At 41.4% G+C, this 23,575-nt stretch carries 22 protein-coding genes and 1 pseudogene; 5 read left to right on the plus strand and 18 right to left on the minus strand.

What is annotated here, in order from left to right; genetic code table 11:
- Window positions 1–27 precede the first annotated feature (27 nt).
- The 3 genes from bla to VM932_RS05635 are packed head-to-tail and all read right to left on the minus strand — an operon-like array spanning window position 28 to window position 2,992.
- Complete coding sequence (gene bla / locus VM932_RS05625) at window positions 28–765, minus strand: subclass B1 metallo-beta-lactamase (RefSeq protein WP_326277723.1); 738 nt, start codon at window positions 763–765, stop codon at window positions 28–30.
- Between the two features lie 2 nt (window positions 766–767).
- Window positions 768–1,676 carry a GYDIA family GHMP kinase gene (locus VM932_RS05630; protein ID WP_326277614.1) on the minus strand — a complete coding sequence of 303 codons (909 nt, stop codon included), beginning with the start codon at window positions 1,674–1,676 and terminating at the stop codon, window positions 768–770.
- Window positions 1,673–2,992 carry a hydroxymethylglutaryl-CoA reductase, degradative gene (locus tag VM932_RS05635; RefSeq protein WP_326277616.1) on the minus strand — a complete coding sequence of 440 codons (1,320 nt, stop codon included), beginning with the start codon at window positions 2,990–2,992 and terminating at the stop codon, window positions 1,673–1,675. The genes VM932_RS05630 and VM932_RS05635 overlap by 4 nt, the downstream gene beginning before the upstream one ends.
- Window positions 2,993–3,342: 350 nt before the next feature.
- On the opposite strand from VM932_RS05635, the gene VM932_RS05640 reads away from it, so the two are divergent.
- Both VM932_RS05640 and VM932_RS05645 read left to right on the plus strand, forming a co-directional pair.
- Entirely contained in the window at window positions 3,343–5,502 is a 2,160-nt protein-coding gene (locus VM932_RS05640) for a S9 family peptidase (RefSeq protein ID WP_326277618.1), read from the plus strand.
- Window positions 5,503–5,526: 24 nt separating this feature from the next.
- Window positions 5,527–7,062: a peptide MFS transporter gene (locus VM932_RS05645; protein WP_326277619.1), complete on the plus strand. Its 1,536-nt coding sequence runs from the start codon at window positions 5,527–5,529 to the stop codon at window positions 7,060–7,062.
- Between the two features lie 80 nt (window positions 7,063–7,142).
- On the opposite strand, the gene VM932_RS05650 is transcribed toward VM932_RS05645, so the two are convergent.
- The 8 genes and pseudogenes from VM932_RS05650 to surE all read right to left on the minus strand — a co-directional run bounded on the left by VM932_RS05650 (window position 7,143) and on the right by surE (window position 11,826).
- On the minus strand, window positions 7,143–7,769 hold the full coding sequence (locus VM932_RS05650) for a hypothetical protein (RefSeq protein WP_326277620.1): 627 nt from the start codon (window positions 7,767–7,769) through the stop codon (window positions 7,143–7,145).
- Between the two features lie 17 nt (window positions 7,770–7,786).
- Window positions 7,787–8,349 (minus strand): annotated as a pseudogene (locus VM932_RS16735) (ComEC/Rec2 family competence protein).
- Window positions 8,337–8,573 carry a DUF4131 domain-containing protein gene (locus VM932_RS05665; RefSeq protein WP_326277623.1) on the minus strand — a complete coding sequence of 79 codons (237 nt, stop codon included), beginning with the start codon at window positions 8,571–8,573 and terminating at the stop codon, window positions 8,337–8,339. The pseudogene VM932_RS16735 and the gene VM932_RS05665 overlap by 13 nt, the downstream one beginning before the upstream one ends.
- Complete coding sequence (locus VM932_RS05670; RefSeq protein WP_326277624.1) at window positions 8,542–8,961, minus strand: hypothetical protein; 420 nt, start codon at window positions 8,959–8,961, stop codon at window positions 8,542–8,544. The genes VM932_RS05665 and VM932_RS05670 overlap by 32 nt, the downstream gene beginning before the upstream one ends.
- Window positions 8,962–8,980: 19 nt before the next feature.
- Entirely contained in the window at window positions 8,981–9,538 is a 558-nt protein-coding gene (locus VM932_RS05675; RefSeq protein WP_326277626.1) for a C40 family peptidase, read from the minus strand.
- 33 nt (window positions 9,539–9,571) lie between these two features.
- The gene (lpxB, locus tag VM932_RS05680; protein WP_326277627.1) at window positions 9,572–10,684 is read right to left on the minus strand and encodes a lipid-A-disaccharide synthase; all 1,113 of its coding nucleotides are present in this window, start codon (window positions 10,682–10,684) and stop codon (window positions 9,572–9,574) included.
- Between the two features lie 85 nt (window positions 10,685–10,769).
- Window positions 10,770–11,057 carry a hypothetical protein gene (locus tag VM932_RS05685; RefSeq protein ID WP_163626641.1) on the minus strand — a complete coding sequence of 96 codons (288 nt, stop codon included), beginning with the start codon at window positions 11,055–11,057 and terminating at the stop codon, window positions 10,770–10,772.
- Window positions 11,047–11,826, minus strand: coding sequence for a 5'/3'-nucleotidase SurE (gene surE, locus VM932_RS05690; protein ID WP_326277631.1), 780 nt, complete (start codon window positions 11,824–11,826; stop codon window positions 11,047–11,049). Before surE ends, VM932_RS05685 begins: the two co-directional genes overlap by 11 nt.
- Window positions 11,827–12,027: 201 nt before the next feature.
- Here surE and VM932_RS05695 point away from each other — a divergent pair, with 201 nt between their 5' ends.
- Window positions 12,028–14,199 (plus strand): carboxy terminal-processing peptidase, encoded by a 2,172-nt coding sequence (locus tag VM932_RS05695; protein ID WP_326277632.1) that lies wholly within the window; start codon window positions 12,028–12,030, stop codon window positions 14,197–14,199.
- 245 nt (window positions 14,200–14,444) lie between these two features.
- Entirely contained in the window at window positions 14,445–15,242 is a 798-nt protein-coding gene (locus VM932_RS05700; RefSeq protein ID WP_326277634.1) for a DNA/RNA non-specific endonuclease, read from the plus strand.
- Here the strand turns inward: VM932_RS05700 and rodA are convergent.
- The 7 genes from rodA to VM932_RS05735 form a co-directional block, all read right to left on the minus strand.
- A complete protein-coding gene (gene rodA / locus VM932_RS05705) occupies window positions 15,239–16,522 on the minus strand; it encodes a rod shape-determining protein RodA (RefSeq protein ID WP_326277635.1) in 1,284 nt (427 codons plus the stop codon). The genes VM932_RS05700 and rodA overlap by 4 nt on opposite strands.
- Entirely contained in the window at window positions 16,512–18,380 is a 1,869-nt protein-coding gene (locus tag VM932_RS05710) for a peptidoglycan D,D-transpeptidase FtsI family protein (protein WP_326277637.1), read from the minus strand. Before VM932_RS05710 ends, rodA begins: the two co-directional genes overlap by 11 nt.
- A gap of 55 nt (window positions 18,381–18,435) precedes the next feature.
- Window positions 18,436–18,942, minus strand: a complete 507-nt coding sequence (locus tag VM932_RS05715) for a rod shape-determining protein MreD (protein ID WP_326277638.1) — start codon at window positions 18,940–18,942, stop codon at window positions 18,436–18,438.
- A complete protein-coding gene (mreC, locus tag VM932_RS05720; RefSeq protein ID WP_326277640.1) occupies window positions 18,939–19,751 on the minus strand; it encodes a rod shape-determining protein MreC in 813 nt (270 codons plus the stop codon). Before mreC ends, VM932_RS05715 begins: the two co-directional genes overlap by 4 nt.
- Window positions 19,752–19,816: 65 nt before the next feature.
- Complete coding sequence (locus VM932_RS05725; protein ID WP_293165385.1) at window positions 19,817–20,845, minus strand: rod shape-determining protein; 1,029 nt, start codon at window positions 20,843–20,845, stop codon at window positions 19,817–19,819.
- Between the two features lie 55 nt (window positions 20,846–20,900).
- The gene (gene purH / locus VM932_RS05730; RefSeq protein ID WP_326277642.1) at window positions 20,901–22,430 is read right to left on the minus strand and encodes a bifunctional phosphoribosylaminoimidazolecarboxamide formyltransferase/IMP cyclohydrolase; all 1,530 of its coding nucleotides are present in this window, start codon (window positions 22,428–22,430) and stop codon (window positions 20,901–20,903) included.
- Between the two features lie 93 nt (window positions 22,431–22,523).
- Complete coding sequence (locus VM932_RS05735) at window positions 22,524–22,976, minus strand: GAF domain-containing protein (protein WP_326277644.1); 453 nt, start codon at window positions 22,974–22,976, stop codon at window positions 22,524–22,526.
- A gap of 132 nt (window positions 22,977–23,108) precedes the next feature.
- Here VM932_RS05735 and VM932_RS05740 point away from each other — a divergent pair, with 132 nt between their 5' ends.
- Window positions 23,109–23,495: an HYC_CC_PP family protein gene (locus VM932_RS05740; protein ID WP_326277645.1), complete on the plus strand. Its 387-nt coding sequence runs from the start codon at window positions 23,109–23,111 to the stop codon at window positions 23,493–23,495.
- Window positions 23,496–23,575 lie beyond the last annotated feature (80 nt).

The raw sequence follows: 23,575 nt of genomic DNA on the forward strand, positions 1-23,575 counted from the left end.
TGGGCTGAATTGATACAGTAACAAAAATCAACCCTTAAATAATGTAATTGTATAATCTAGAAGCTCACCATCCCCATAATTTCCATGACCGGGAACAATTATGGAGGTATTGGGATATTTGGACTTTATTTTGGAAACTGTTTTGGGCCATTCCATAACATTGGCATCTTCCAAATTGCCTTTTCCGGCACCAATGGATTTGATCAGGCAGCCACCGAACATGATCTTTTCACTGGGGAAGAATCCAATAATGTTGTCGTTGGTATGCCCCGCTCCCATAAACTCAAGAATCACTTTTTTGTTTCCCACTCGTAACTCGGTAATATCGGTGAATCCGTTTTGGGGAATTTCTGTCTCATTTCCAGCAAGGAGCCTTATGGTTTCTTGGTGGGCATACGATGGAACGCCTCTTTGATGAAAGGTTTTCAAGCCCCCGACACAATCATCATGAAAATGCGTGGCAACAACAGCTTTTACAATAACATTCTGTGTGTCCAACCAATCCATCAGTTCCTTGGAAACTATGTTGTTGGAGGGAGTGTCAAATACAATGGCCTCCCCATTATTCACCACAATCATGCCATTGCAGGCTACCCTGCCAAAACTCTCGGTTTCTAAAAAAGAGGTGTGCAGGTAGGTATGCTCAGTAAGTGTCCCTATCTCTAAAGAATCCGTTTTGTAGGCCATTTGCTTTTCTGTTGTTTTGCATGAAAGAACAAGAAGAGCGATTAGTAGGGAAAACAGGTTTTTTTGCATATTGGAAATAGTTAAAGCATCATTTTGGAAAAAGGGATTACAGTTTCGTACCCGTTGTGTTTAAAATAGGAAATCGTTTTTTCATCACCAGTGGCCAATACAAAATCCCCGCCCCAGGCACCAAGGCTTTTTACCGTTCCAAAATAGTCTGGAAAAAGGCATTGCTTTACGGGTTCTATATCCAAAACCTTGGAAAGCAAAGCTTCATGTTCCTCCATTAATGTCTCGAACCCTGCCAAAGTGGGTGTATTTATCATTTTTCGGGTAATGCCGGAAATACTTTTTATGAGTTGGGGCCTATCAAATTGTTGCTCCTTGTACTTGGCAATAGCTGCTTTGCTGCTCTGTTTTTGGTTGAGGTGCACAAAGTAAAGGGAATCCTTAAAAAAGGGATTAAAATTGATTGCCCCAATATGGGGCACTCCATCTTTTACCTGATACGTTATGGGTGAATTGTGCTGAGCACAGGCAATATCGTAGCCACTTCCGCCAAAGGCATTCCACAAGAGCTGATAGGCATCAACCCGAGCCCATTGTGCCAAGTTGTTAATAAGGGTCGAGGATGTGCCCAGTCCCCAGGATTTTGGAAAGGTAAGGTGCGTTTCTATCTGGAAGCCATCTCCATCGATTAACAGCAATGGATTTTGTGCATTGGCTTCCAAAAGAAGGGTTGCCAATGTTTTGGCCATCCCTTCGTCCGAAGTAGCAACGACGTTTAAATGGGTAAGATCAAACGTTGCAGTGAACCAAATTTTATCGTTTTCATCCAAACTGGACCACTCTAAAAATCCAGATGTTGTTGGAGTTACATGTAGTGATTGCCCATAGCTGGTGGGAATGGCCAATCCCAAGGCACCGTCCAAGATGGCATACTCTCCGGAGAGCAGTAATTTACCGTTGCTGTAAAATGATTTTTTCATGGTTGTTTTTTAATCTTTTCCAAGGCTTCCTTTACCGAGGCATTCGTCACCGTACGACTTTTGAAATATTCCACAAGTTGGTTTTTTTCATTTTCGGTGGCCCCCATCTGGTTGAGTATGTTGAGCAAATGCATTTTCATGTGCCCTTTTTGGATACCCGTAGTAACCAAACTACGGACGGCGGCAAAATTTTGGGCCAATCCGGCTACAGCCACGATCTGCATCAATTCTTTTGCTGTAGGATTTTGAAGAATTTCCAATGCAAGCTTCACCAAAGGATGCAAAGTAGTCAGACCACCCACTGTCCCGAGAGCCAAAGGAACCTCGAGCCAAAACTTGAAAATACCATCTTCAATTTTGGCATGTGTTAAGCTTGAATATTGCCCATCCTTTGCGGCGTAAGCATGCACGCCTGCCTCTACTGCTCTAAAATCGTTCCCGGTGGCCAAGACCACGGCATCAATTCCGTTCATAATGCCTTTATTGTGTGTTACGGCCCTGTACGGCTCAGCTTTGGCAATGTTAACGGCACGTACAAATTTTTCAGCAAACTGCTCAGCGGACATATCGCTATTGCCCAAATCTGAAATAGGGCAACTTACTTCTGCCTTCACCAGACAATGGGGCACGTAGTTGGATAAAATACTCATCACCACCTCGATGTTTTTTTCTTCCTCCGTAAAAGCTTCAAAAGAAATGGCTTGTTCCTTTAAGGTTTTGGCAAATTGCTCCAAACACGAATTGATGAAGTTGGCACCCATGGCATCCAAAGTCTCAAACGTGCAATGGAGCTGATGGTACCCTTCTATTTTATTGCTCAAATCCCTTAACTCAATATTGTTGATGCCTCCCCCGCGTTTTTCCATACTTTGGGTGATGGAGGAAACACTTTTAAGAAGCTCGGGCTTTACCCAATCGAAAAATTTAGATAGTTTTTTGGTGTCACCTTTATATATAAAGTGTACTTGCCCCACTTTTTCCGTTCCAAGGATTTCCGTTTTAAAACCTCCGCGTTCCAACCAAAACTTGGCGGCTTTACTGGCTGCGGCAACTACAGAGCTTTCCTCAATGGTCATGGGAATGGCCAAATAATCTCCATTGATCAAAAAATTGGGAGCAATGGCAAAAGGCAGATAGTAATTGGAAATGGTGTTTTCTATAAATTCATCGTGCAATTTCTGCACTCTCGGGTCACTGTTCCAATATTGTTCCAACAATTGTCGTGTGTTTTCTGGGTCTTTGGTACAATTGTGGGCAATCCAATCAATCTTTTCGGCTTTGGATAGTTTGGAAAATCCTTCAACGGGCGTGTTCATAAAGCTGGCTTAAAGCTTTCAAATATACGGATATTGACCTTTTGGACGAGCCTTGCATCTATTTTGAAACCGAAGCGGTGTTCCAAAGGTTAAAATTTGTTGCAAACGCAACATCAAAATTTATTTTTCCGATAAATATTAGTAAACTTGGGGGTTTTTAATCAAATGTGCCGATTGGAAAAAGCATTTCTAGCGGTACATTTTGAATATGTAATGTCATGTCGAGCGTAGTGGAGACATTTTTATTTGACCTTTCGACCAAGGCTTGTCTTGAGCAAAGATGAAAGGCTAAAGATGACAAAAACGCTTTTTTGACATTTAAGAGAATATTTAATCAATTTTTTCACTTCATGAACAAACAGTCTTTTCTATTCCTATTACTTCTGGGAGTTTTGACTTTTACCACGGCACAAAAGAAAAAGATAACCCTTGAAGAGATTTGGGGAGGGGAATTCAGGACGGAACACATGGACGTTCTTCGGTCCATGGACAGTGGAACACAGTACACCATTTTAAACACCGAACGATCACCGCGTTCCAGTAGTTTGGACAAATATGATTACGAAACTTTGCAAAAGGTGGAGACCATTGTGGCTTCTTCCGATGCCATTCCTTATTTTTCATCCTACACCTTTAGCGATGATGAATCCAAAGTGCTCTTGGCCACAGAAGTGGAACCTATTTTTAGGCGCTCCCGTTTAGGCATCTATTACGTATATGATATTGCATCAAAAGAATTGGCAAAAATCTCCGAGACCAAAATACAAGAACCCACACTTTCTCCTGATGGCAGCAAAGTGGCTTATGTGCTGGATAACAACATTTATGTTTTGGATTTGAAGTCCGGAACCATCAAACAAGTTACCACTGATGGCAGCAAGGGTACCATTATTAACGGAGTGACGGATTGGGTGTACGAAGAGGAATTCGCCTTTGTTCGCGCCTTTGAATGGAACAGCAACGGAACCAAAATCGCATTTCTTAGATTTGATGAAACAGAAGTGCCACATTTTTCGATGGATGTATACGGAAAAGACCTATACCCCTATCAACATGAATTTAAATACCCCAAAGCAGGGGAGAAGAACTCCATAGTTACTTTGCATTTGTACGATGTGGCTTCAGGCAATATTTCGGATGTTGATTTGAATGATCCATACTACATTCCAAGAATCAAATGGATGCACCATCCAAATGATTTGAGTGTTCAGACCTTGAATAGGCACCAGAACGATTTGAAACTCTATGCTGTAAATGCAGAAGATAATTCAGTATCCATTTTATTGAAAGAAACGGACGATGCCTACGTGGATATTGATGATGACCTTACCTTTTTGGATGATGATAGTTTTATTTGGACAAGCGAGGCGGATGGTTTCAATCACCTCTATCTATACGGAAGGGATGGCAAGTTAAAAAATCAAATAACAGAAGGCCCGTGGGAAGTGACCCGTTACTATGGCTATGATGAAAAGCATGACCGTATTTTTTATCAGTCCGTAGAAAACGGTTCTATCAACAGGGGAGTGTATAGCATTTCCGCCAAAGGGAAACGTAAAAAGGCACTTTCCACAGAAGAGGGAACAAACTCAGCGGCTTTCAGCAGTGACTTTACCTACTACATCAACACCTATTCCAGTGCGACCACACCATACAGATTTACCTTGCATAAAGCATCCGATGGTAAACTGCTTAAGGAAATCAAGGACAATTCAGCTTTGCTGAACAAATTGGAAGGGTACGAGATTGCCCCCAAAGAGTTTTCCACTATACACATAAACGGGTTCGACCTCAATATGTACATGATCAAACCAACGGATTTTGACCCTAACAAAAAATATCCGTTGTTCATGTTCCAATATAGTGGTCCGGGGTCACAGCAAGTTTCCAATTCTTGGATGGGAAGCAACGATTACTGGCACCAACTTTTAGCATCCCAAGGCAATATCGTGGCCTGTGTAGATGGTAGGGGAACCGGGCTAAAAGGCCGCGACTTTAAAAAAGTGACCCAAAAAGAGTTGGGTAAATATGAGGTGGAGGACCAGATTGCCGCAGCCCAAAAATTGAGCGAACGCTCTTATATTGATGAAAACAGAACAGGAATATGGGGATGGAGCTACGGTGGTTTTATGTCCACCAATTGTTTGCTAAAAGGTAACGATACTTTTGAAATGGCCATTGCTGTGGCACCCGTAACCTCATGGCGTTTTTATGACACCATTTACACCGAGCGTTATATGCAAACACCACAAGAAAACCCAACGGGGTATGATGATAACTCACCGTTCAATTATCCAGAATTGTTGAAAGGCAACTATTTATTGGTGCATGGCTCGGGAGACGACAATGTGCACGTGCAGAACACCATGCGGATGATCGAGGCATTGGTACAGGCCAACAAGCAGTTCGATTGGGCCATTTACCCTGATAAAAACCACGGTATTTATGGTGGCAATACCCGATTGCACCTGTATACCAAAATGACCAACTTCGTTAAGGAAAATCTATAGAATTTTAACCAACACAGACCTGTTATGACAGAAGTATCCAAACCAGAAAGCGAAAAACAAATATTTGGGCATCCAAGAGGTTTGTTCTACCTCTTTTTTGCAGAGTTATGGGAGCGTTTCAGTTTTTATGGAATGCGAGCTTTGCTCACCCTTTACATGGTAGATGTGATTTTCGCAGCTTTAATGGAAAGGGATTACGCCACAGCCGCAGTGTATTCATCATACGGTTCTTTGGTTTATGCTTCAACAGTAATCGGGGGTCGTATTTCCGATAGCATTCTAGGGATGCGAAAATCTATTTTTTTGGGAGGTATCTTAATGTCCTTGGGACATTTTGTGCTGGCCATCGAAAACAACATCACTTTTTTTCTGGCACTTTCGCTAATTATAGCCGGTAACGGATTCTTCAAACCAAACATATCAACATTTGTAGGTTCGCTGTATAAAGATGGAGACCCCAAAAAGGATTCTGGGTTTACCATTTTTTATATGGGAATCAATATTGGGGGCTGGGTAGCACCATTACTTTGCGGTTTCTTGGCTGCAAAATATGGATGGCACTACGGTTTTGGACTTGCAGGAATTGGGATGCTTACTGGTCTGATTGTTTTTTGGAGTGGAATCAAAAAAGGGGTTTTTGGAGATAAAGGACTTCCACCAGCAAATGGAAACATTGAAAAAAAGATTTTCGGTCTAAAACAAGGGGTATTGGTGCCGGTTTTGGCTTTCGCTTCGGTTCCAGTGATAGCCTATTTATTGTCGGCTTACAAAGCATTGGGTGCAGAAGGAACTTTTTTTGATGACCAGAACATAGTCAATGTAATTTTTAAATTGATAGGATTATCCATATTGGTTTATTTGGGTTACATTATGTACAAAGCCACTGTTGATGAACGTAAAAAACTATTTGTCGCCGTACTGATTACCTTTTTTATGACCATCTTTTGGGGCTTTCATGAGCTTTCGGGCAGTGTAATTACACTCTTTGCCGCCCGAAATGTGGATTTGGAGGGAATTATGTCCGCTTCCCAGACCAATTCATTGAACTCCATGTGGATCATTATTCTGGCCATTCCAATTTCTTTAATGTGGCAATGGCTCTCCAAAAAGAAACTCAACCCAAGAACGCCTTACAAGTTTGGAATGGGACTTTTATTTGCGGGAATCAGTTTTTATGCCTTGGCCATAAGCGGGGCAAGTGCCAACGAAAACGGTTTTGTTCCCTTCACGTACCTGTTGTTGATGTACTTCTTGTTATCCGTTGGGGAATTGTTCATGTCTCCGGTTGGACTGTCCAAAATCACGGACTTATCTCCTAAACGCATCGTAGCATTTATGATGGGAGTGTGGTTTCTATCATCTGCATTTGCATTTCAGGTAGTTGGCTTTATCGGTAAACAATTGGCCATAGAAAGTACAGATGCCGATATAAGCGGCTTTGAAACTCTTAATGTATACACAGATGGTTTTATGCTCATAGCACAATACGCTTTGGGAGCTGGTGTTTTAGTGATTTTAGCTTCGCCATTGATCAAAAGGTTGATGGGCAAAGTACATTAAAAGCAGATTTAAAACTTAAAAACATAAAATCCCTTTTCGCCAGTATATTGGAAAGGGATTTCTTTTTGTGCACAGCTTAGTTACCATATATTGATCAAGCTAGGGTAATTACTCCCGTCCGCAAATATAGTTTTGGGTCGGATGGAATCCAGAAACCGGTCTAGATTGATTTTCGGGGATTGGATGAGCAGCACATAATTTGGATTCTCTTCCAAAGGAAGAATACCTAAACTGTCCACAACGAATAAATTTTTATCACCAAGGCGATAGCTGTTTTTTATTTTTGATGTATCTATTTTTTGAATACGTTTCGCAATTGAATAATTGTTTGCGATGCTTCCAATGTTGGAGCTGTCAGATATAATAATTGAAAGGGAGTCCCCCAATTGATGCAACAAAACCGTATTCCGAGACCGATGCGCCAATAGAACGACCTCTTTTTTATGCAATTGGGCTCGATTCCAAATATTCCAACTTTGCAAGATGATAACTCCACCAAATAACACTAAAGCCACTCTCCATTTGGGTCTGGACAAAAACATCACCAAAGCAATGATGATGAGGTAACCCAAGATCAATTGAATCGAATCAAAAGGAATATTTTTTACAATAAAACCTTCTTGATGGGCAACCCAGCCAATAACGGAATTCATCATTTTAATGGTCCAATTGAAACCATCGACCAAAAATGTGGGCAAAAGATCCATCAAAGCCAGTATAATGACTAAATCCCTATACCCAAAATCAAACCTGAAAAAGGAACAATGAGCAGGTCGGAAATAAAGAAAAGTGCCGGAAACCAAAACCTTTGCAATTTGGGGTAAATCCAAACAATGGCAAACACCGCAGCGTAACCCATTTGAAACCCCACTTGGAACAAAAACAAGGGTTTTGTCAATAAAATAAACAACATGGAAAGTGCCATAATGTTGAAGGAATTAGTGGGTCGGTTGAGGTAAAGCGCGTAGGCTACAAAAGAAAACATGGTAACGGCACGGACGATGGATGGCGAAAGTCCCGCCACAAAGCATTACCCCAAAGTAGGAGGACAACCAATAGGAGTTTAAGGGTTTTACCTTTGGGCAAATGTGCCAAAGGCGACAAAAAGAATTCCAATAATAGTATAATGCCCACATGGAGGCCGGATACTGCCAAAATATGAACGGCCCCTGCATTGGCGCAATTGTTGTATGAACTTTCCGGAATATTGTCACGCTTACCCAAAAGCAATGCTTGGATCACACCCAGCTCTTCTTCTCCGAAGTTTTCCTTTTTCAATTTGGACATGATGAATTCCCTAAAGTTTGAAGCAAGTCCAAATAAAGCTTTAGAAACATTCTCTTTTTTTTAATTGAAGGGAAATTGGTTCTTATTTGGTGTTGAATCCCCTGTTTTTGCGGATAGCTTTTATAATCAAATTGGTGTGGATTTAAAGGGGGGTGAATGCTATCGGGTTTTGCATAGACCACAAGTTCATAATCAACCTGTAATTCCTTTAAAGTGGAGTGCACCGAGAGACTGAAAAAGCAGTTTTCCGGATGCTACGTCACCATCCAAAGCAATAATTTGGGCAATATATGGGTGGGAGTAGGCATTTGGTTTGTATACCTCTCTCACTTTGAGATGCCAGACCTTTTCTTGGTTGAGGCCTTGTTTAGGGTAGTGTTGAGACATTCCTCTGTTCATGGAAATGCCCACAACAAAAACACCCAAGCATATCGTGATGAGCGAAGTAAGCACCTCAAAATACGGGAACCCTTCCCTTTGTTGTTTTTTGCTGACCCGGTAAAGCACGGGTAGCAAAACAAACATTGAAACGAGGGGCAAAAGCGGAGCAACTTCAAAATAAAAACCTACAACAATGCCCAAAATAACACACAACGTGAGTTTTATGGACACAAAATTAAGTTGGCGCACTTTACAGGATACGCATGGCCTTTACAAAAGCGCTGTTCCAGTACCCCTCCCGTAACGAGGATACCAGGACGCCCCGTGAGGTTGTGGCATGTATAAATTTAATGTCGTTACCATCTACATCCACTACCAAGCCAACATGATTGATGCGCCTTCCGGTTTTGCTGGTCTTAAAAAAGAGCAAATCCCCTTTTTCTATGTGGTTCACCTTTATTTTTTGTCCTTCCATGGCCATTTGATAGGAAGTTCGTGGAAACATAATGTCATTTTCCCGTAAGGACACATAGACCAATCCAGAGCAATCCATGCCCCTTTTGGTGGTGCCCCCGTATTTGTAACGGGTTCCGGAAAAAGTCAATGCGGTGGAGATTATTTCATTGGCCTTAGCATTTTTACGCCCCTCCTTTTTGCGTTCCTTTTCAGGTTCTTTAAAAGGGGAAGTGTCTTCATTGGACCCCTCTACCGTAACGGTTCGGGTCTTGCTGTAGGTACGTCGTTTTTTACCGGGACCACAAGCGGAAATGGCAAAAAGCAACAGTAAGATTATGGTTTTTCGAAACATCCAAGAATAGATTTACATTCTTGGAAGATAAAACTACGCATTTTTCACAATTAATTTGGCGGCCAATTCACTGGCACCTTTCCCGCCCAATTTCTCTTTTAACAATGTATAGTCGGACAACATACGCTCCCGCTCGGCCCCACCTACTATTTTGGAAAGTTCTCTTTTCAAGTTTTTTGTTGATAAATCATTTTGAATCAATTCTTTAACAACCTCTCTTTTCATAATCAGGTTTACCAAGGAAATATAATCCAACGTGATTATTCGCTTCGCAATTTGATAGGAAATCCAATTTCCTTTGTAGCACACCACTTGAGGGATGCCAAAAAGAGCGGTTTCCAAAGTCGCGGTTCCGCTTGTGACCATCGCAGCATGAGAATGTTTTAAAAGCGTATAAGTTTTGTTGGAAACGTATTCCACTTTATCGCCTTTAAGAAATGGCGTGTAAAAATCATCGGGCAGACTGGGAGCACCTGCGATCACAAATTGATACGATGGAAAATCCTTTTTTACGGAAAGCATTACCTCCAACATTTTTTGTACTTCTTGCTTTCTGCTCCCGGGAAGCAATGCTATTATGGGTTTTTCGGAATCCAGTCCGTTTTCTTTTCTAAAGGTTTCATTATCCTGTAGCGGTGTATTTTCTATGGCATCAATAAGGGGGTGCCCCACAAAGTGTACTGGATAACCGTGTTTTTTCTCGTAAAAGTCCTTTTCAAAAGGAAGGATTACGAACATATTGTCAATGTCACGTTTTATTTTTTTAATTCTACTTTCTCTTGATGCCCAAATTTGAGGTGAAATGTAATAATTAGTCTTAAAGCCATGTTCTTTGGCCCATTTGGCAATCCTTAGGTTAAAACCGGAGAAATCAATAAAAATAACCACATCTGGATTAAATTCTTGGATGTCCTCCTTGCAATAGGCAATATTTTTGAAGATGGTGGGGATATTCATAAGCACCTCCAAAAACCCCATAAAGGCCATATCCTTGTAATGTTTTGCCAATTCTCCGCCAGCTTGTTGCATCAAATCACCGCCCCAACAACGAATCGTCGCCGATGTATCCTCTTTTTTAAGGGCCTTGATCAAATTGGAACCGTGCAGGTCCCCCGATGCTTCACCAGCTATGATGTAATATTTCATTGACAAGTATCAAGTTAAAGTATCAAGTCCAAAAGTTTTCAGTGAAACCGTTTAATCTTGAACTAGCTCATGTGTTTTCCGTTTTTTACGACATCACTTTGTACAACAATATAACCAAAGCCGTTACCAAAGTGGCCAACATAACCCCCTTGGCCCGTTGATCTCTTTTGATTCGTAAAAATCCAAAAAACGCCACTAAGTTCAAGATGGCGCCCAATGCCAATAAGCTGCCAATATGGCCTTGCTCTATAGCGGCATTAAAGGTTTCAACAATGTCCAAATCGGAAAACATGAGAATGTAGAGCAAAGTGCCAAAGGTATTTGCAATGATCCCTACGATAAATCCTATGATGATTTCTTTCTTATTGTTCATTTAAGTTCCAGTTGTTTATTTGTGGTATGGCGTGGTGTGCCGTGAGGTCGAACTGGGTGGGCACTATCGAAATGTAGCCCTGTGCCAAAGCCCATTCGTCGGTGTCCTCGCCTTTGTCCAAAAGTTCAAATTCTCCCGTTAACCAATAATAATCCTTTCCAGAAGGACTAGTTCTTTTGTCAAATTCCTCTTTCCAATTACCACGTGCCTGCCTGCATATCCTTATTCCTTTGGGTACTGTTTCCGTTTTCGGGATGTTTACATTCAACACAGTTCCCTTTGGGATTCCGTTGGTCAACGCTTCGGAAACAATTTTTTTGATGGAACCCGACGCAGGCTCAAAATTGGCATCCCAAGAATAGTCGCACAACGAAAATCCAATAGCAGGGATACCTTCGATACCTGCCTCAATGGCTGCACTCATGGTTCCTGAGTAAATCACATTGATAGACGAATTGGACCCGTGGTTGATGCCGCTTACACAAATGTCGGGTTTTCTGTCCAAAATTACCCGAAGTGCCAATTTTACACAATCGGCAGGGGTTCCACTGCAACTGTACTCGCTCGGCGCACCTTCTTTATGGTCAACGACAACCTTTTTGGAAAACAGGGTGCTGTCAACGGTAATGGCGTGCCCCATGCCACTTTGCGGGCTGTCGGGAGCCACTACCACAACATCTCCAAGTTCTTTCATGGTGCGGATTAACGCCCTAAGGCCTGGAGCTGTGATTCCATCATCGTTGGTAACCAGAATAAGCGGTTTTTCCATGTTGGATAATTTAAGCCATAAAAATACGTTTTTCATAAGGATATGAAGCCTTGGGCGTTTAACAAAAAATTAAATGCCATGGAAATGACTGGCACGGTTTTTTCTGTATCTTAGAGAATTCATACAAGTAGAAACGATGGGTGATGTAATGAAGATTTGACAGTATGATGTCAGATTATTTCGCTCTAGAAAAATCACATTATGAAAAAGAACTTTATTTTGGCACTTTTGGTTATTCTTGTTGCAGTTGCCTCCTGCAGTTTTACCAATAAGTCTTTTGATAACGACGACAAGGATAAATTTTTATTGGAACTGATTTCCTACGTTTTGGAAAAAGGGCATTATGAGCCCAAAGAAGTCAACGATAGCTTCAGCTCCAATGTTTTTGATGATTTTATAGACATCATCGACCCTACCAAAAGATACTTTCTAAAAAGTGACATCAGGGAATTTGAAAAATACAGGTTTATGATCGATGATGAGATCAGAAATACCGATATTGAATTTTTCAATACCGTATACCAGCGTTTAATGGTACGAATGGATGAAGCCAAGGATATTTATAAAGAAGTACTTGCTACGCCTTTTGACTATACGCTTGATGAATCCATTGAAATCGATTATGACGAACAAGATTTTGCGGCCAACAAAAAAGAACTTAAGGAACGTTGGAGAAAACAGCTAAAGTACAATACCCTAAACGTTTTTGACAATAAGGTAGACAATATTATCTCCGATGCAAATCAGGAGGCAGCTTCGAATTCCGATGGGATATTGGCTTTTAATGATATTCCTAGCACTGTTGATAAGGTCACTACAGAGGAAGAGGCAAGAGAAGTAACCAAAAACACCTTGGACGAATTTTTCGATTTTGTGGGTGATTTGGAACGAAAAGATTGGTTTGTACAATACTTGAACACCATTGTAGAGGAGTTTGACCCCCACACTTTTTACTTTGCTCCTGAAGAAAAGGAAAAATTTGACATTGGTATGTCCGGTAAGTTTGAAGGTATCGGAGCCCGATTGCAGAAAAAGCCTGAAGGAGCCAAAATCGTGGAAATTATTTCCGGTGGCCCCGTTTGGAGAGATCAGTCGCTTGAAGTTGGAGATCAAATACTCAAAGTAGGGCAAGAGGGTGAGGAGCCCATCAATATTGTGGGCATGCGATTGGAAGATGCCATTAAATTGATCAAGGGCCCAGAGGGAACCGTGGTTGATTTGACAGTAAGAAAAGTAGACGGAACCATTGAAACGGTTTCCATAACCAGAGATGTTGTGGAATTGGAGGAATCCTACGCTAAATCAGCAACTATTGATGCTGGTGAACAAAAGTATGGATTGATCAATCTTCCAAAATTCTATGTGGATTTTGAAGATTACTCCGAAAGAAACGCAGCAACCGATGTGGCCAAGGAATTGGAACGTTTAAAAGAAGCAGGCGCAGAAGGAATTATTTTGGATTTGCGCGACAACGGTGGAGGATCTTTAAAAACGGTTGTCGAAATGGCAGGATTGTTCATTAAGGATGGACCTATCGTTCAGGTTCGTTCCTCTGGCCAACGCAAAGAAGTTCACGAGGACAAGGATGAGCGTATCCAGTGGGATGGACCATTGGTTATCTTGGTGAACGAACTATCCGCCTCCGCCTCGGAAATATTGGCCGCTGCCATGCAAGATTACAAAAGAGCGGTAATCATTGGAAGCAAACAAACTTTCGGAAAGGGAACCGTTCAAAATGTAATTCCTTTGGACAATATTGTAAGGGGCAACGAACACGGAGATTTGGGAGCCATTAAATTGACAACTCAAAAATTCTACCGAATCAACGGTGGGTCTACCCAGTTGGAAGGTGTAAAGAGCGATATCGTGGTTCCGGACCGGTACAGTTATATAGATCTTGGGGAACGTGACCAGCAAAACCCACTTGGTTGGGATAAAATTACCCCTGCGGATTACGAAGTTTGGGATGGCTATATTGATTTTGATGAAGCCGTAAAAAACAGTAAAGAACGTATGGCGAAAAATGAGCAGATCAAGCTTATTGAGGAAAATGCCAAATGGTTGAAAGAGCAGCAAGATGAAAACACCATTTCCCTTAAATATGATGCTTATGTAAGCAAAGAACAAGAAGCCAAAAAGCGTTCAGAAAAGTTCAAGAGCCTGAGGGATTACGATTCCAAACTGTCTTTTAGCTCCTTGCAATACGAGAAGGAGCTATTTACCCAAGATTCTGTTCTCAGGGAAAAAAGAGATAGATGGCATAAAGACCTAGCACGAGACATTTATGTTGAAGAAGCTGTGAACGTGCTAAAAGATCTTCACAAGAACAATATCAAGAGAGAAGAAAATAAATTGGCTAGCGTAAAAGGATAGTCGTTTATAAAAAATAGTATTAAAAGCCAACTCTTATGGGTTGGCTTTTTTTTATGCAACTTTATGAACTCGTCTTGAGTTGTCATATTCAGGCGAAAATTAAAGATTTTGAACCAGAAAGAAGGCTTTTTTGAACCAGATAGCGGCTACGGGGCGAGAAAAAGACAAAATGCGGGTGCAAAAGATAAATTTGCAGCAAATATCGGGAACTCCAGGCGAGTTCTATCAGTACAATAGTTGACTAAATGAAGAACAGAACAATTTATGCCCTGCTCATAACACTATGTGTTATTGGCTTCTGGTTGTTTGAAAATTTCTACACCCCGGCAACCTATTCCAATCCAAATGGAGCAAAGGGAGACTTGGTCCATACCGATTTTTTACCCTATTCCACAACAGGCGAAGTAGTGCAACATGCCTACTATACACTTTCTTATAGTGAACCCCACGAACAGGCAGAGTGGGTGGCATACACCCTTAAAAGGGAACATCTCACCTATGAGGATAGGGAACGCCCCTATTTTATTGAAGATCCAAAGGTGAAAACAAAATCGGCAGATTGGTGGAATTACAGAGGTTCTGGGTACGATAGGGGGCATTTACTTCCTGCTGGTGACCGACGGTTTTCTGAACAGGCCTATAACGAGACTTTTTATACAAGCAACATAAGTCCGCAGAACAAATACTTTAATGCTGGGATTTGGAACCGATTGGAACAAAAAGTACGTTATTGGTGCAAAAAATATGGCGATTTAATAGTCGTCACCGGAGGTGTATTGGAAAATGGTTTAGAAGAGATTGGGAGCGAGGATATAGATGTGCCGAACTCTTTTTACAAGATTGTGTTGAAAGGTAATGGTGGAGGAGCGCAAGTACTGGCATTTTTGATTCCAGCAGAAGAAAGTCAAGAACCACTTCAAAACTTTGTAGTGCCCGTTGATGAAATCGAGGAGAAAACAGGCATTGATTTTTTTCAAAACCAACCTGAAAACTGGCAATCAGCAATGGAAGCTCGGGTTGATACCCAAGATTGGAAATTTTAAATACCGTCCTTCAAGCGGTTGGAATCCAGTTTTAGAAAGATGAACAATAGCATCGTAAAAAAGATCAATCCAGAACCTCCATAACTAAAAAAGGGCAGTGGAACCCCAATGGTAGGTAACAGTCCGATCACCATTCCAATATTGATGAAATAGTGGAACACCAAAATCGAAATCACCCCATAACCATACATTCGACTAAAGTCGCTTTTTTGTCGTTCTGCGATATAAATCAACCGCAAAAAAAATAAGGAAAACAATAGAATTACGGCAGAAGTGCCTAAAAACCCCCATTCTTCGCCCACCGAGCTAAATATATAATCCGTATGCTGCTCGGGCACAAAATCCCCTTTGGTCCGTGTACCCTCCATAAATCCTTTTCCGGTAAAACCGCCCGATTCGATGGCTTTTTCGGATTGATAGGTGTTGTAGCCAATGGTCTGTCGGATTTCATCAAGCTTTTCTTCGTCCTTTTCCAAACTCAACCATAAAGAAAAACGATCTCTGTGACGTTGTTCAAATACATTTTCAAACACAAAATTTACAGATAGGGAAAAGAGTATCGAAACAACAATCACCCCAACAACGGGGAGTATTGGAATTTTTACGGATGCCTTTTTGAATGTGTAGATCAATAGGGTTAAAATGATCAATCCTATGGTGACCCAAACAGTTCCGAACATTAAAGTTGTAGCAAATAAAACGACCGAAAAAATGAGGATGCCCAAGTAATAGATGGGAAAACCTTCTCTAAATAGCACAAAAAAGAGAGAAAAGTAAATAAGTGAGCTTCCTGGATCGGGCTGTGGCAATATCAATAACGCGGGCAATAAGATAATGATCAAGGCATAAATTTGATGCTTTCTTGTCCGAATATCCGTTTGGATGTCGCTTAAAAACTTGGCTAGTGCCAAGGAGGTTGCCACTTTCGCCAACTCCGAAGGTTGAAGGTTAAAAAAACCAAGGTCGTACCAAGAAGTTGCCCCAGCTATGGTTCTTCCGAAAACAAACAAGCCCAAAAGCAAAACAATCGAAACAATATAGAAGATTGAGGCAAAGCGCTCAAAAAATTGGGATTCCACAAAGAGCACGAAGATGATACCCAAAGCGGCAAGGCCTATAAAAAAAAGCTGTTTGCCGTATAAAGTGGAAAAATCAAAAATGGAAGTACTGGCTTCGCCCACCGATGTGGAGTAAATATTGATCCAACCAATAAAAACCAAAATTGCGTAGAGGATTACGGTAATCCAATCCAATCTGCCAAAAGGCCCCCTACCACTCATATTCGTTTATTTCAAAAGGTTCGCCACTATATGGTTTGGCATACTCGTGTTCCAATGTTTTTTCCAGCATGCGCTTTTCCAAATCTTTTCGGGTAATCTCCCCTTTAATGTATTTTTCTATCAAAAGTGAGGCAATGTGACCCGCATAGCGTGATCCGTAATACCCATTTTCAATATAGACCGCTAGGGCAATTTGAGGATTTTCTATAGGTGCAAAGGCCACAAAAACCGAATGATCCGTAAGTTGCATGCGTTCACCATTGACCCGGATATAATTTTCCACAGTACCTGTTTTTCCAGCTATCTCAATACCTGGAATTTGGACCCACCTTGCTGTTCCATAATTATACACATTGGCCATGCCCTCAATTACAGGTTCAAAATGTTTTCTGTCTATGGTGGTGTATCGGGGCTCGGTGTATTTAGGGTCTATTTTTCCATTGTTGCCAACACTTTTAATAATGTGAGGGGTATAAAAATAGCCTCGGTTAGCAATGGCAGCTGTCATGTTGGCCAATTGTAAGGGTGTGGCAGCAATTTCCCCTTGCCCTATGGAATTGGATATAATGGTGGATGCTGCCCATCTGCCATCTCCGTACCATTTATCATAATAAGCCACATCTGGAATCCTTCCAGGGGCGCCTGTGGGAAGGTCAGTGCCTAAAAAATCGCCCAGGCCAAAACTTTTCATGTGCTTTTCCCACATATCCATGCCTTTGTCGGTAGTCTCGTATTTGTCAAAAATCTTTCGGAACACACCGGCAAAATAAGCATTGCACGATTGGTAAATACCTGAATTTAAATCTCGAATTCCACCACCACAATGACATCCCCTGAGCGTATTGCCTACATAGAACCCGTGATAGCACCTAAACTTGGTTTGGGTATCTATTACCCCTTCTTGCAGGCCCACCAAGGCATTAAGTGTTTTAAAAGGTGATCCAGGGGAAGGCTGTGCTAAAATAGAACGGTCCCATGTAGGTTTGGATATGGTATCATAATGTAGTTTGCTATAATTTTCGGAACGTTCCCTGCCTACCAAAAGGGCGGGGTCGTAGGTCGGGCCCGAAATCATGGCCAATATTTCTCCTGATTTGGGTTCAATGGCCACAATGCCCCCACGTTTGCCGTGCATCAATTTTTCCCCATACTCCTGCAGAGTCTTGTCCAAGGTAATGTGAATCTCTTTGCCCTGTTTGGGAAGGGTGTCCAATTTTCCGTCTTTGTAAGGCCCAATATCCCTGTTAAAACGGTCTTTCTGAATATGCTTGACACCTTTTTGGCCTCTCAATATTTCTTCATATTGCTTTTCAATACCTGTACGTCCTTTTAATTCTCCGGCAACATAATACGGATTGTTTTTGAGGTCCCATTCGTTTACCTCACTAATGTAGCCCAGTACATTGGCCGCACTTTTGGTGTTGTAATAGCGCAACGACCTCTTTTGGATATAAAAGCCGGTAAAGTGCCGCATTTTTTCCTGAAGCTTGGCATAATCCTCTTTGGAGAGCTGGGGTACCAAAACAGAGGGCAGCCGAGGAGAATAAATTCTCGCTTTTTCCATTTTGGAAAGGAATTCAAGTTTATCAATACCCAAAAGACTGCAAAATTCCAGAGTGTCCAAAGGTTTTACTTCCCTTGGTATGACCATAACGTCGTATGCAGGTTGATTGCCTACCAATAGTTTGCCGTCCCTGTCGTAAATATAGCCTCTTTCAGGATAGTCGTAGACTTTTTTTATGGCGGGATCATCCAATATTTGATCGGGCGAAAACCGAAACAATTGAAGATAGGATAACCTGCCAATAAATGTGAATCCTATAAGTACAACAATGGATGACAGCAATAATTTCTTCATGACCAACCTAAATTCTAGGGCTTCTTAATATACACCAACGATAAAAACTACGTTTTTATTCGCTTTTTGGACTAAAAAGTGAACTGAATAATACACAAAGTATTAAAGTTACAATACCTGTGGCGAAAACTTTCTTCAAAATTAATAGGATATGGGCGATACTTAAAATTTCAAACGAAAAGAATATTAGATGATGGATAAAAACGAGCAAAGCCATAAAGGTGATACGCTGTACCTTGGTGGTGTTCTTAAAGCTGAAACTTTGAAAATCGTAGTTTACGCCAAAACAAAACCGCATAATGGCGGGTCGCGCATAGGCAATGGTAACCGACGCCAATGCATTCAAGGCAAGGGTGTCAGAAAAAATATCGATGACCAGCCCCAATAAAAATGCTATAAGCATAAAAAGTGCCCTGTTCCCTTTGATGGGGTACCAATAAAAGAAAATCACATAGACAAAAGGATTTATAAAACCCAGAAAGTTGAGATTGTTAAATATCAAAATCTGTGTGATGACCAACAACACAAATCGCAGCATATTTATGATCAGGGTATTGTTCATTCTATGGTTCTGGATTCTAATTCCTCAATCTCCTCTTTGTCTTTATTCTCTATAAGATATACATTTTTGATGTTGGCCATATCCGAAAACAGTTCCACATCGATATCGTAAAAGCTCTTTGATGCGTTCAAGTCGTATTTTTTAATGATCCCAATGGGAACGTTTTCTGGAAAAATACTGGACATGCCCCCAGTTACAATAGTGTCGCCAACGACCAAGGGAACCAAGCGGGGAATGTCAATCAATTGTACAACCTTATAATCTTTAGTGTCCCAAATCAAGGAACCAAAGTATTCGGTGCCCTTAATTTTTGCGTTGATGTTGGATTTGGTGTTCAGCACACTTTGTACCGTGGCAAAATTATTGGAGACATTCTCTACGATTCCCAAAATTCCATCGGTGGTAATTACGCCCATATCTTGTTGTACCCCATCTTTCTCTCCTTTGTCAATTAAAACATAATTTCTGGGAGAGGTAAAACTATTCTTGATAAGCCTTGCGTCCAATACCTGATAGACGGCCAAAGTGGAATCCAAAGGTTCGATGCTATCATATTGGGCGTTGAATAGCATTTTGCGTAACTGCTGATTTTCCTCGACCAATCGTTTATTTTCTTCTTGTAGATTAAAATATGAAGACACATCTGACCCAGCACCGTAAATACTTCCAGATACCCATCGGGATGAATTAAAAAATCTGGATTGATGATAGGAATGGGAGCGAATCGTCATCACCAATGCGATAAACGCAAAAAAAGCATACAAAAATGCATTTCGGTAGCGTAAAACAAAATTGATGATGCGTTGCATGCAATCGTATCGTTAAGAAGGTTTTTCAACTCCTTGAAGGTAATAGAACCGCAGAAAATACAAGTCTATTTTATTAAAATACTTTTATAGCGCTCCAAGTTTTTAAGGGCAATGCCCGTACCCCGCACAACGGCCCTCAAAGGATCTTCGGCGATGTACACGGGCAAATCGGTTTTTTGGGAAAGCCTTCTGTCCAAACCTCGGAGCATGGATCCACCACCTGCCAAATAAATACCTGTATTGTAAATATCCGCTGCAAGTTCGGGTGGGGTTTGTGACAAGGTTTCCATAACGGCATCCTCTACCCTTAAAATACTTTTGTCGAGTGCTTTGGCAATCTCTCTGTAGGAAACATGGACCTGTTTTGGTTTTCCCGTCAATAGGTCGCGGCCTTGTATGGATTTATCCTCTGGTGGGGATTTCAAATCCTCGGTAGCCGAACCAATCTCTATTTTGATGGCCTCGGCGGTGCTTTCGCCCACGTACAAGTTATGTTGGGTCCGCATATAGTAGATAATATCGTTGGTGAACACATCACCAGCAATTTTTACGGATTTGTCACAAACAATACCACCAAGTGCAATGACCGCAATCTCCGTAGTACCACCGCCTATATCCACGATCATGTTTCCTTTCGGTTGCATAATGTCCAGACCAATACCAATGGCAGCGGCCATTGGTTCGTGGATCAAGTATACTTCTTTACCGTTTACACGTTCAGCAGATTCGCGTACCGCACGCATTTCCACTTCAGTAATCCCAGAAGGAATACAAATGACCATGCGAAGTGCTGGCGGGAACCATTTTTTCTTGAGTGCCGGAATATTTTTGATGAACATACTGATCATCTTTTCCGAAGCATCGAAATCGGCAATTACCCCGTCTTTCAACGGTCGTATGGTTTTGATGTTTTCATGGGTTTTCCCCTGCATCATGTTGGCTTCGCGGCCCACCGCGATTATTTTCCCCGATACACGGTCTCTTGCCACAATGGAAGGACTGTCCACAACCACTTTGTCCAAGTGGATGATCAGGGTATTTGCAGTACCAAGGTCAATGGCAATTTCCTCGGTCATGAAATCAAAAAATCCCATACAAATTGTCTGTTTTTCGGATTAACGGTAAAATTTAACGGCTAAAGTACTAAAATTAATGTTTAAAATGTCTTGTACCTGTCATCACCATGGCCAATCCATTTTCGTTGCAATAATCGATGCTCAATTGATCCTTGATTGACCCCCCGGGTTGAATCACACTTTTAATGCCCGCGTTGTCCGCAATTTCCACACAATCGGGAAAGGGGAAGAACGCATCGCTGGCCATAACCGCACCGTTCAAATCAAAGTTAAAGGATTGTGCTTTGTGGATGGCTTGGTTCAATGCATCAACACGCGATGTTTGCCCAGTTCCGCTTGCACACAATTGTTTGTTCTTCGCCAAAACAATGGTATTACTTTTAGTGTGCTTGCACAATTTAGAGGCAAAAATCAAGTCCTCAATTTCTTCTGGAGTTGGCTTTTTGTCGGTCACGGGGTTCAGATCCTCCTTTGTGTCGGTTTTGGAATCCTTATCCTGGACCAAAACACCGTTCAAGCAAGTTCTCACCAAAGTGTCTGGCAATTCAATTTCATTTTGGACAAGAATAATTCGATTCTTCTTGCTTTTCAAAATTTCCAAAGCATCATCCGCATAACCTGGAGCAATCACCACTTCACAGAACAATTTGTGAATTTCTTCGGCTGTAGGCTTGTCAATTTCAACATTGGAAATTAAAATACCACCAAAGGCTGAAACCGGGTCACCGGCCAATGCATCCACATAGGCTTTATGAATATTGCTTCGAGTGGCCAATCCACAGGCATTGTTGTGTTTTAAAATGGCAAAAGTCGGGTCATCGTTTTTAAACTCACCCATTAAGTTTACGGCAGCATCCACATCCAAAAGGTTGTTGTAGGACAGTTCCTTACCGTGAAGCTTGGAGAACATCGCATCAAAATCACCAAAAAAGAATCCTTTTTGATGTGGGTTTTCGCCGTAGCGCAATACCTGACCTTTGGTCTCGCTGATTTTTAATACGGTTTCTTCTTTCTCTTTGTTGAAGTAGTTGAAAATGGCCGTATCGTAATGTGAGGAAATATTGAAGGCCTTGGTTGCAAAACGTTTGCGGTCTTCCAAGCTAGTGCTTCCGTTTCCTTCGGAAATCACATTCAAAAAGTCTTCGTAATCCTCCATGGACGATACACAAAGCACATCTTTAAAGTTTTTGGCGGCGGCCCTGATGAGAGAGATGCCCCCTATGTCTATTTTTTCAATAATATCTTGTTCCGATGCGCCACTGGCAACGGTTTTTTCAAAAGGATAAAGATCTACGATCACAATGTCCAACTGTGGAATATCAAATTCCTTCATTTGGGAAACATCGCTCTCGTTGTCCTGTCTGTTCAAAATTCCACCAAAAACCTTTGGGTGCAGTGTTTTTACGCGTCCCCCCAAAATGGACGGGTAACTGGTAACATCCTCAACAGGTACCACGTTGATACCTAGATCACGGATAAATTTTTCGGTACCCCCTGTGGAATAAAGAGTTACACCAAGTTCGTCCAATTTTTTTACGATGGGTTCCAGTCCATCCTTATGAAATACGGAAATTAATGCGGCAGAGGCTTTTTTGGCAGTCATCTTCTTTGTCTTAAAATCAATTTATTAAGCGCACAAAAGTACTTTTTTTGAAGCTAAAAAGCAGAACGGTTTATCAACAAAATGGGAGAAGTTTTACAAAATTTCAGCAACGTTTTGGTTGATGAATTCCAAAAAACGTTCATCTTCTTCCGTAAATGGGTCCGGCGTATTGGAGTCGATGTCGATTTGGCCCACATTTTCGCCATTCACGAACAACGGGACAACAATCTCTGCTTTTACTGTAATGCTACAGGCAATATAATTGTCCTGCGCCGCTACATCGGGTACCACAAAGTTCTGATTGCTCACGGCAACCTGTCCGCAAATACCTTTGCCAAAGGGGATAATGGTGTGGTCGGTGGGAGTACCAGCGTAGGGGCCCAATTTCAATTCTTCCTTGTCGCCATTTTTAAAGTAGAACCCGACCCAATCGTAATAATCGATATTATTGCGCAAAAGTTCACAGATTTCCCCCAAACGGGTATCTACTGATTTGTTTTCGTCTCTTACGATTTCAAGTACTTTGGGTTCCAATGATTTTAGCATGAGGTGATTTTTTTTGCAAATGTATTGAATAGTGGTTTTGTACAACAAAAGAAAGTAAACTTACAGCCTAAAACAGATAAAGTTCTGTTAAGCAAAGCAATAAATGTTAATATTTTGTAGTTTTGTAGTCGAATGAAACAGTTTTTCCATCAAATAGGATCCTCGGTAATGGCACTTTTGTTGTTGGCCTCCACGGTTTCGTGGACGGTGGACAAGCATATTTGTATGGGCCGTGTGATGGATATTTCCTTTTTTGCCCATGCCGACGATTGTGGTATGGACATGGATATGGAAAAATCGTGTTGTGATGATGAGTCGTTCACTGTTCAAGGTCAGGACGACCTAAAAATCTCCTTTGAAAATTTTAGTCTGGATCAACAAGTCTTTTTGGTAAGCTTTGTCCATACCTATTTTCAACTTTTCGAAATTGATCCCGGAGAACCAAGCTCGTTCAACGAGTACAACCCACCTCCGTTGATACGGGATGTACAGGTTCTAGATCAGACTTTCCTTATTTGATTTAACATAGATTGAATTTTCCCGATTCAAGTGATTGGGCAGCTGCGTTTATACGCGTTTTTGAGTTGATCTAATGTCTA

This window comes from Flagellimonas halotolerans (assembly GCF_035818535.1).
GTDB lineage: Bacteria > Bacteroidota > Bacteroidia > Flavobacteriales > Flavobacteriaceae > Flagellimonas > Flagellimonas halotolerans.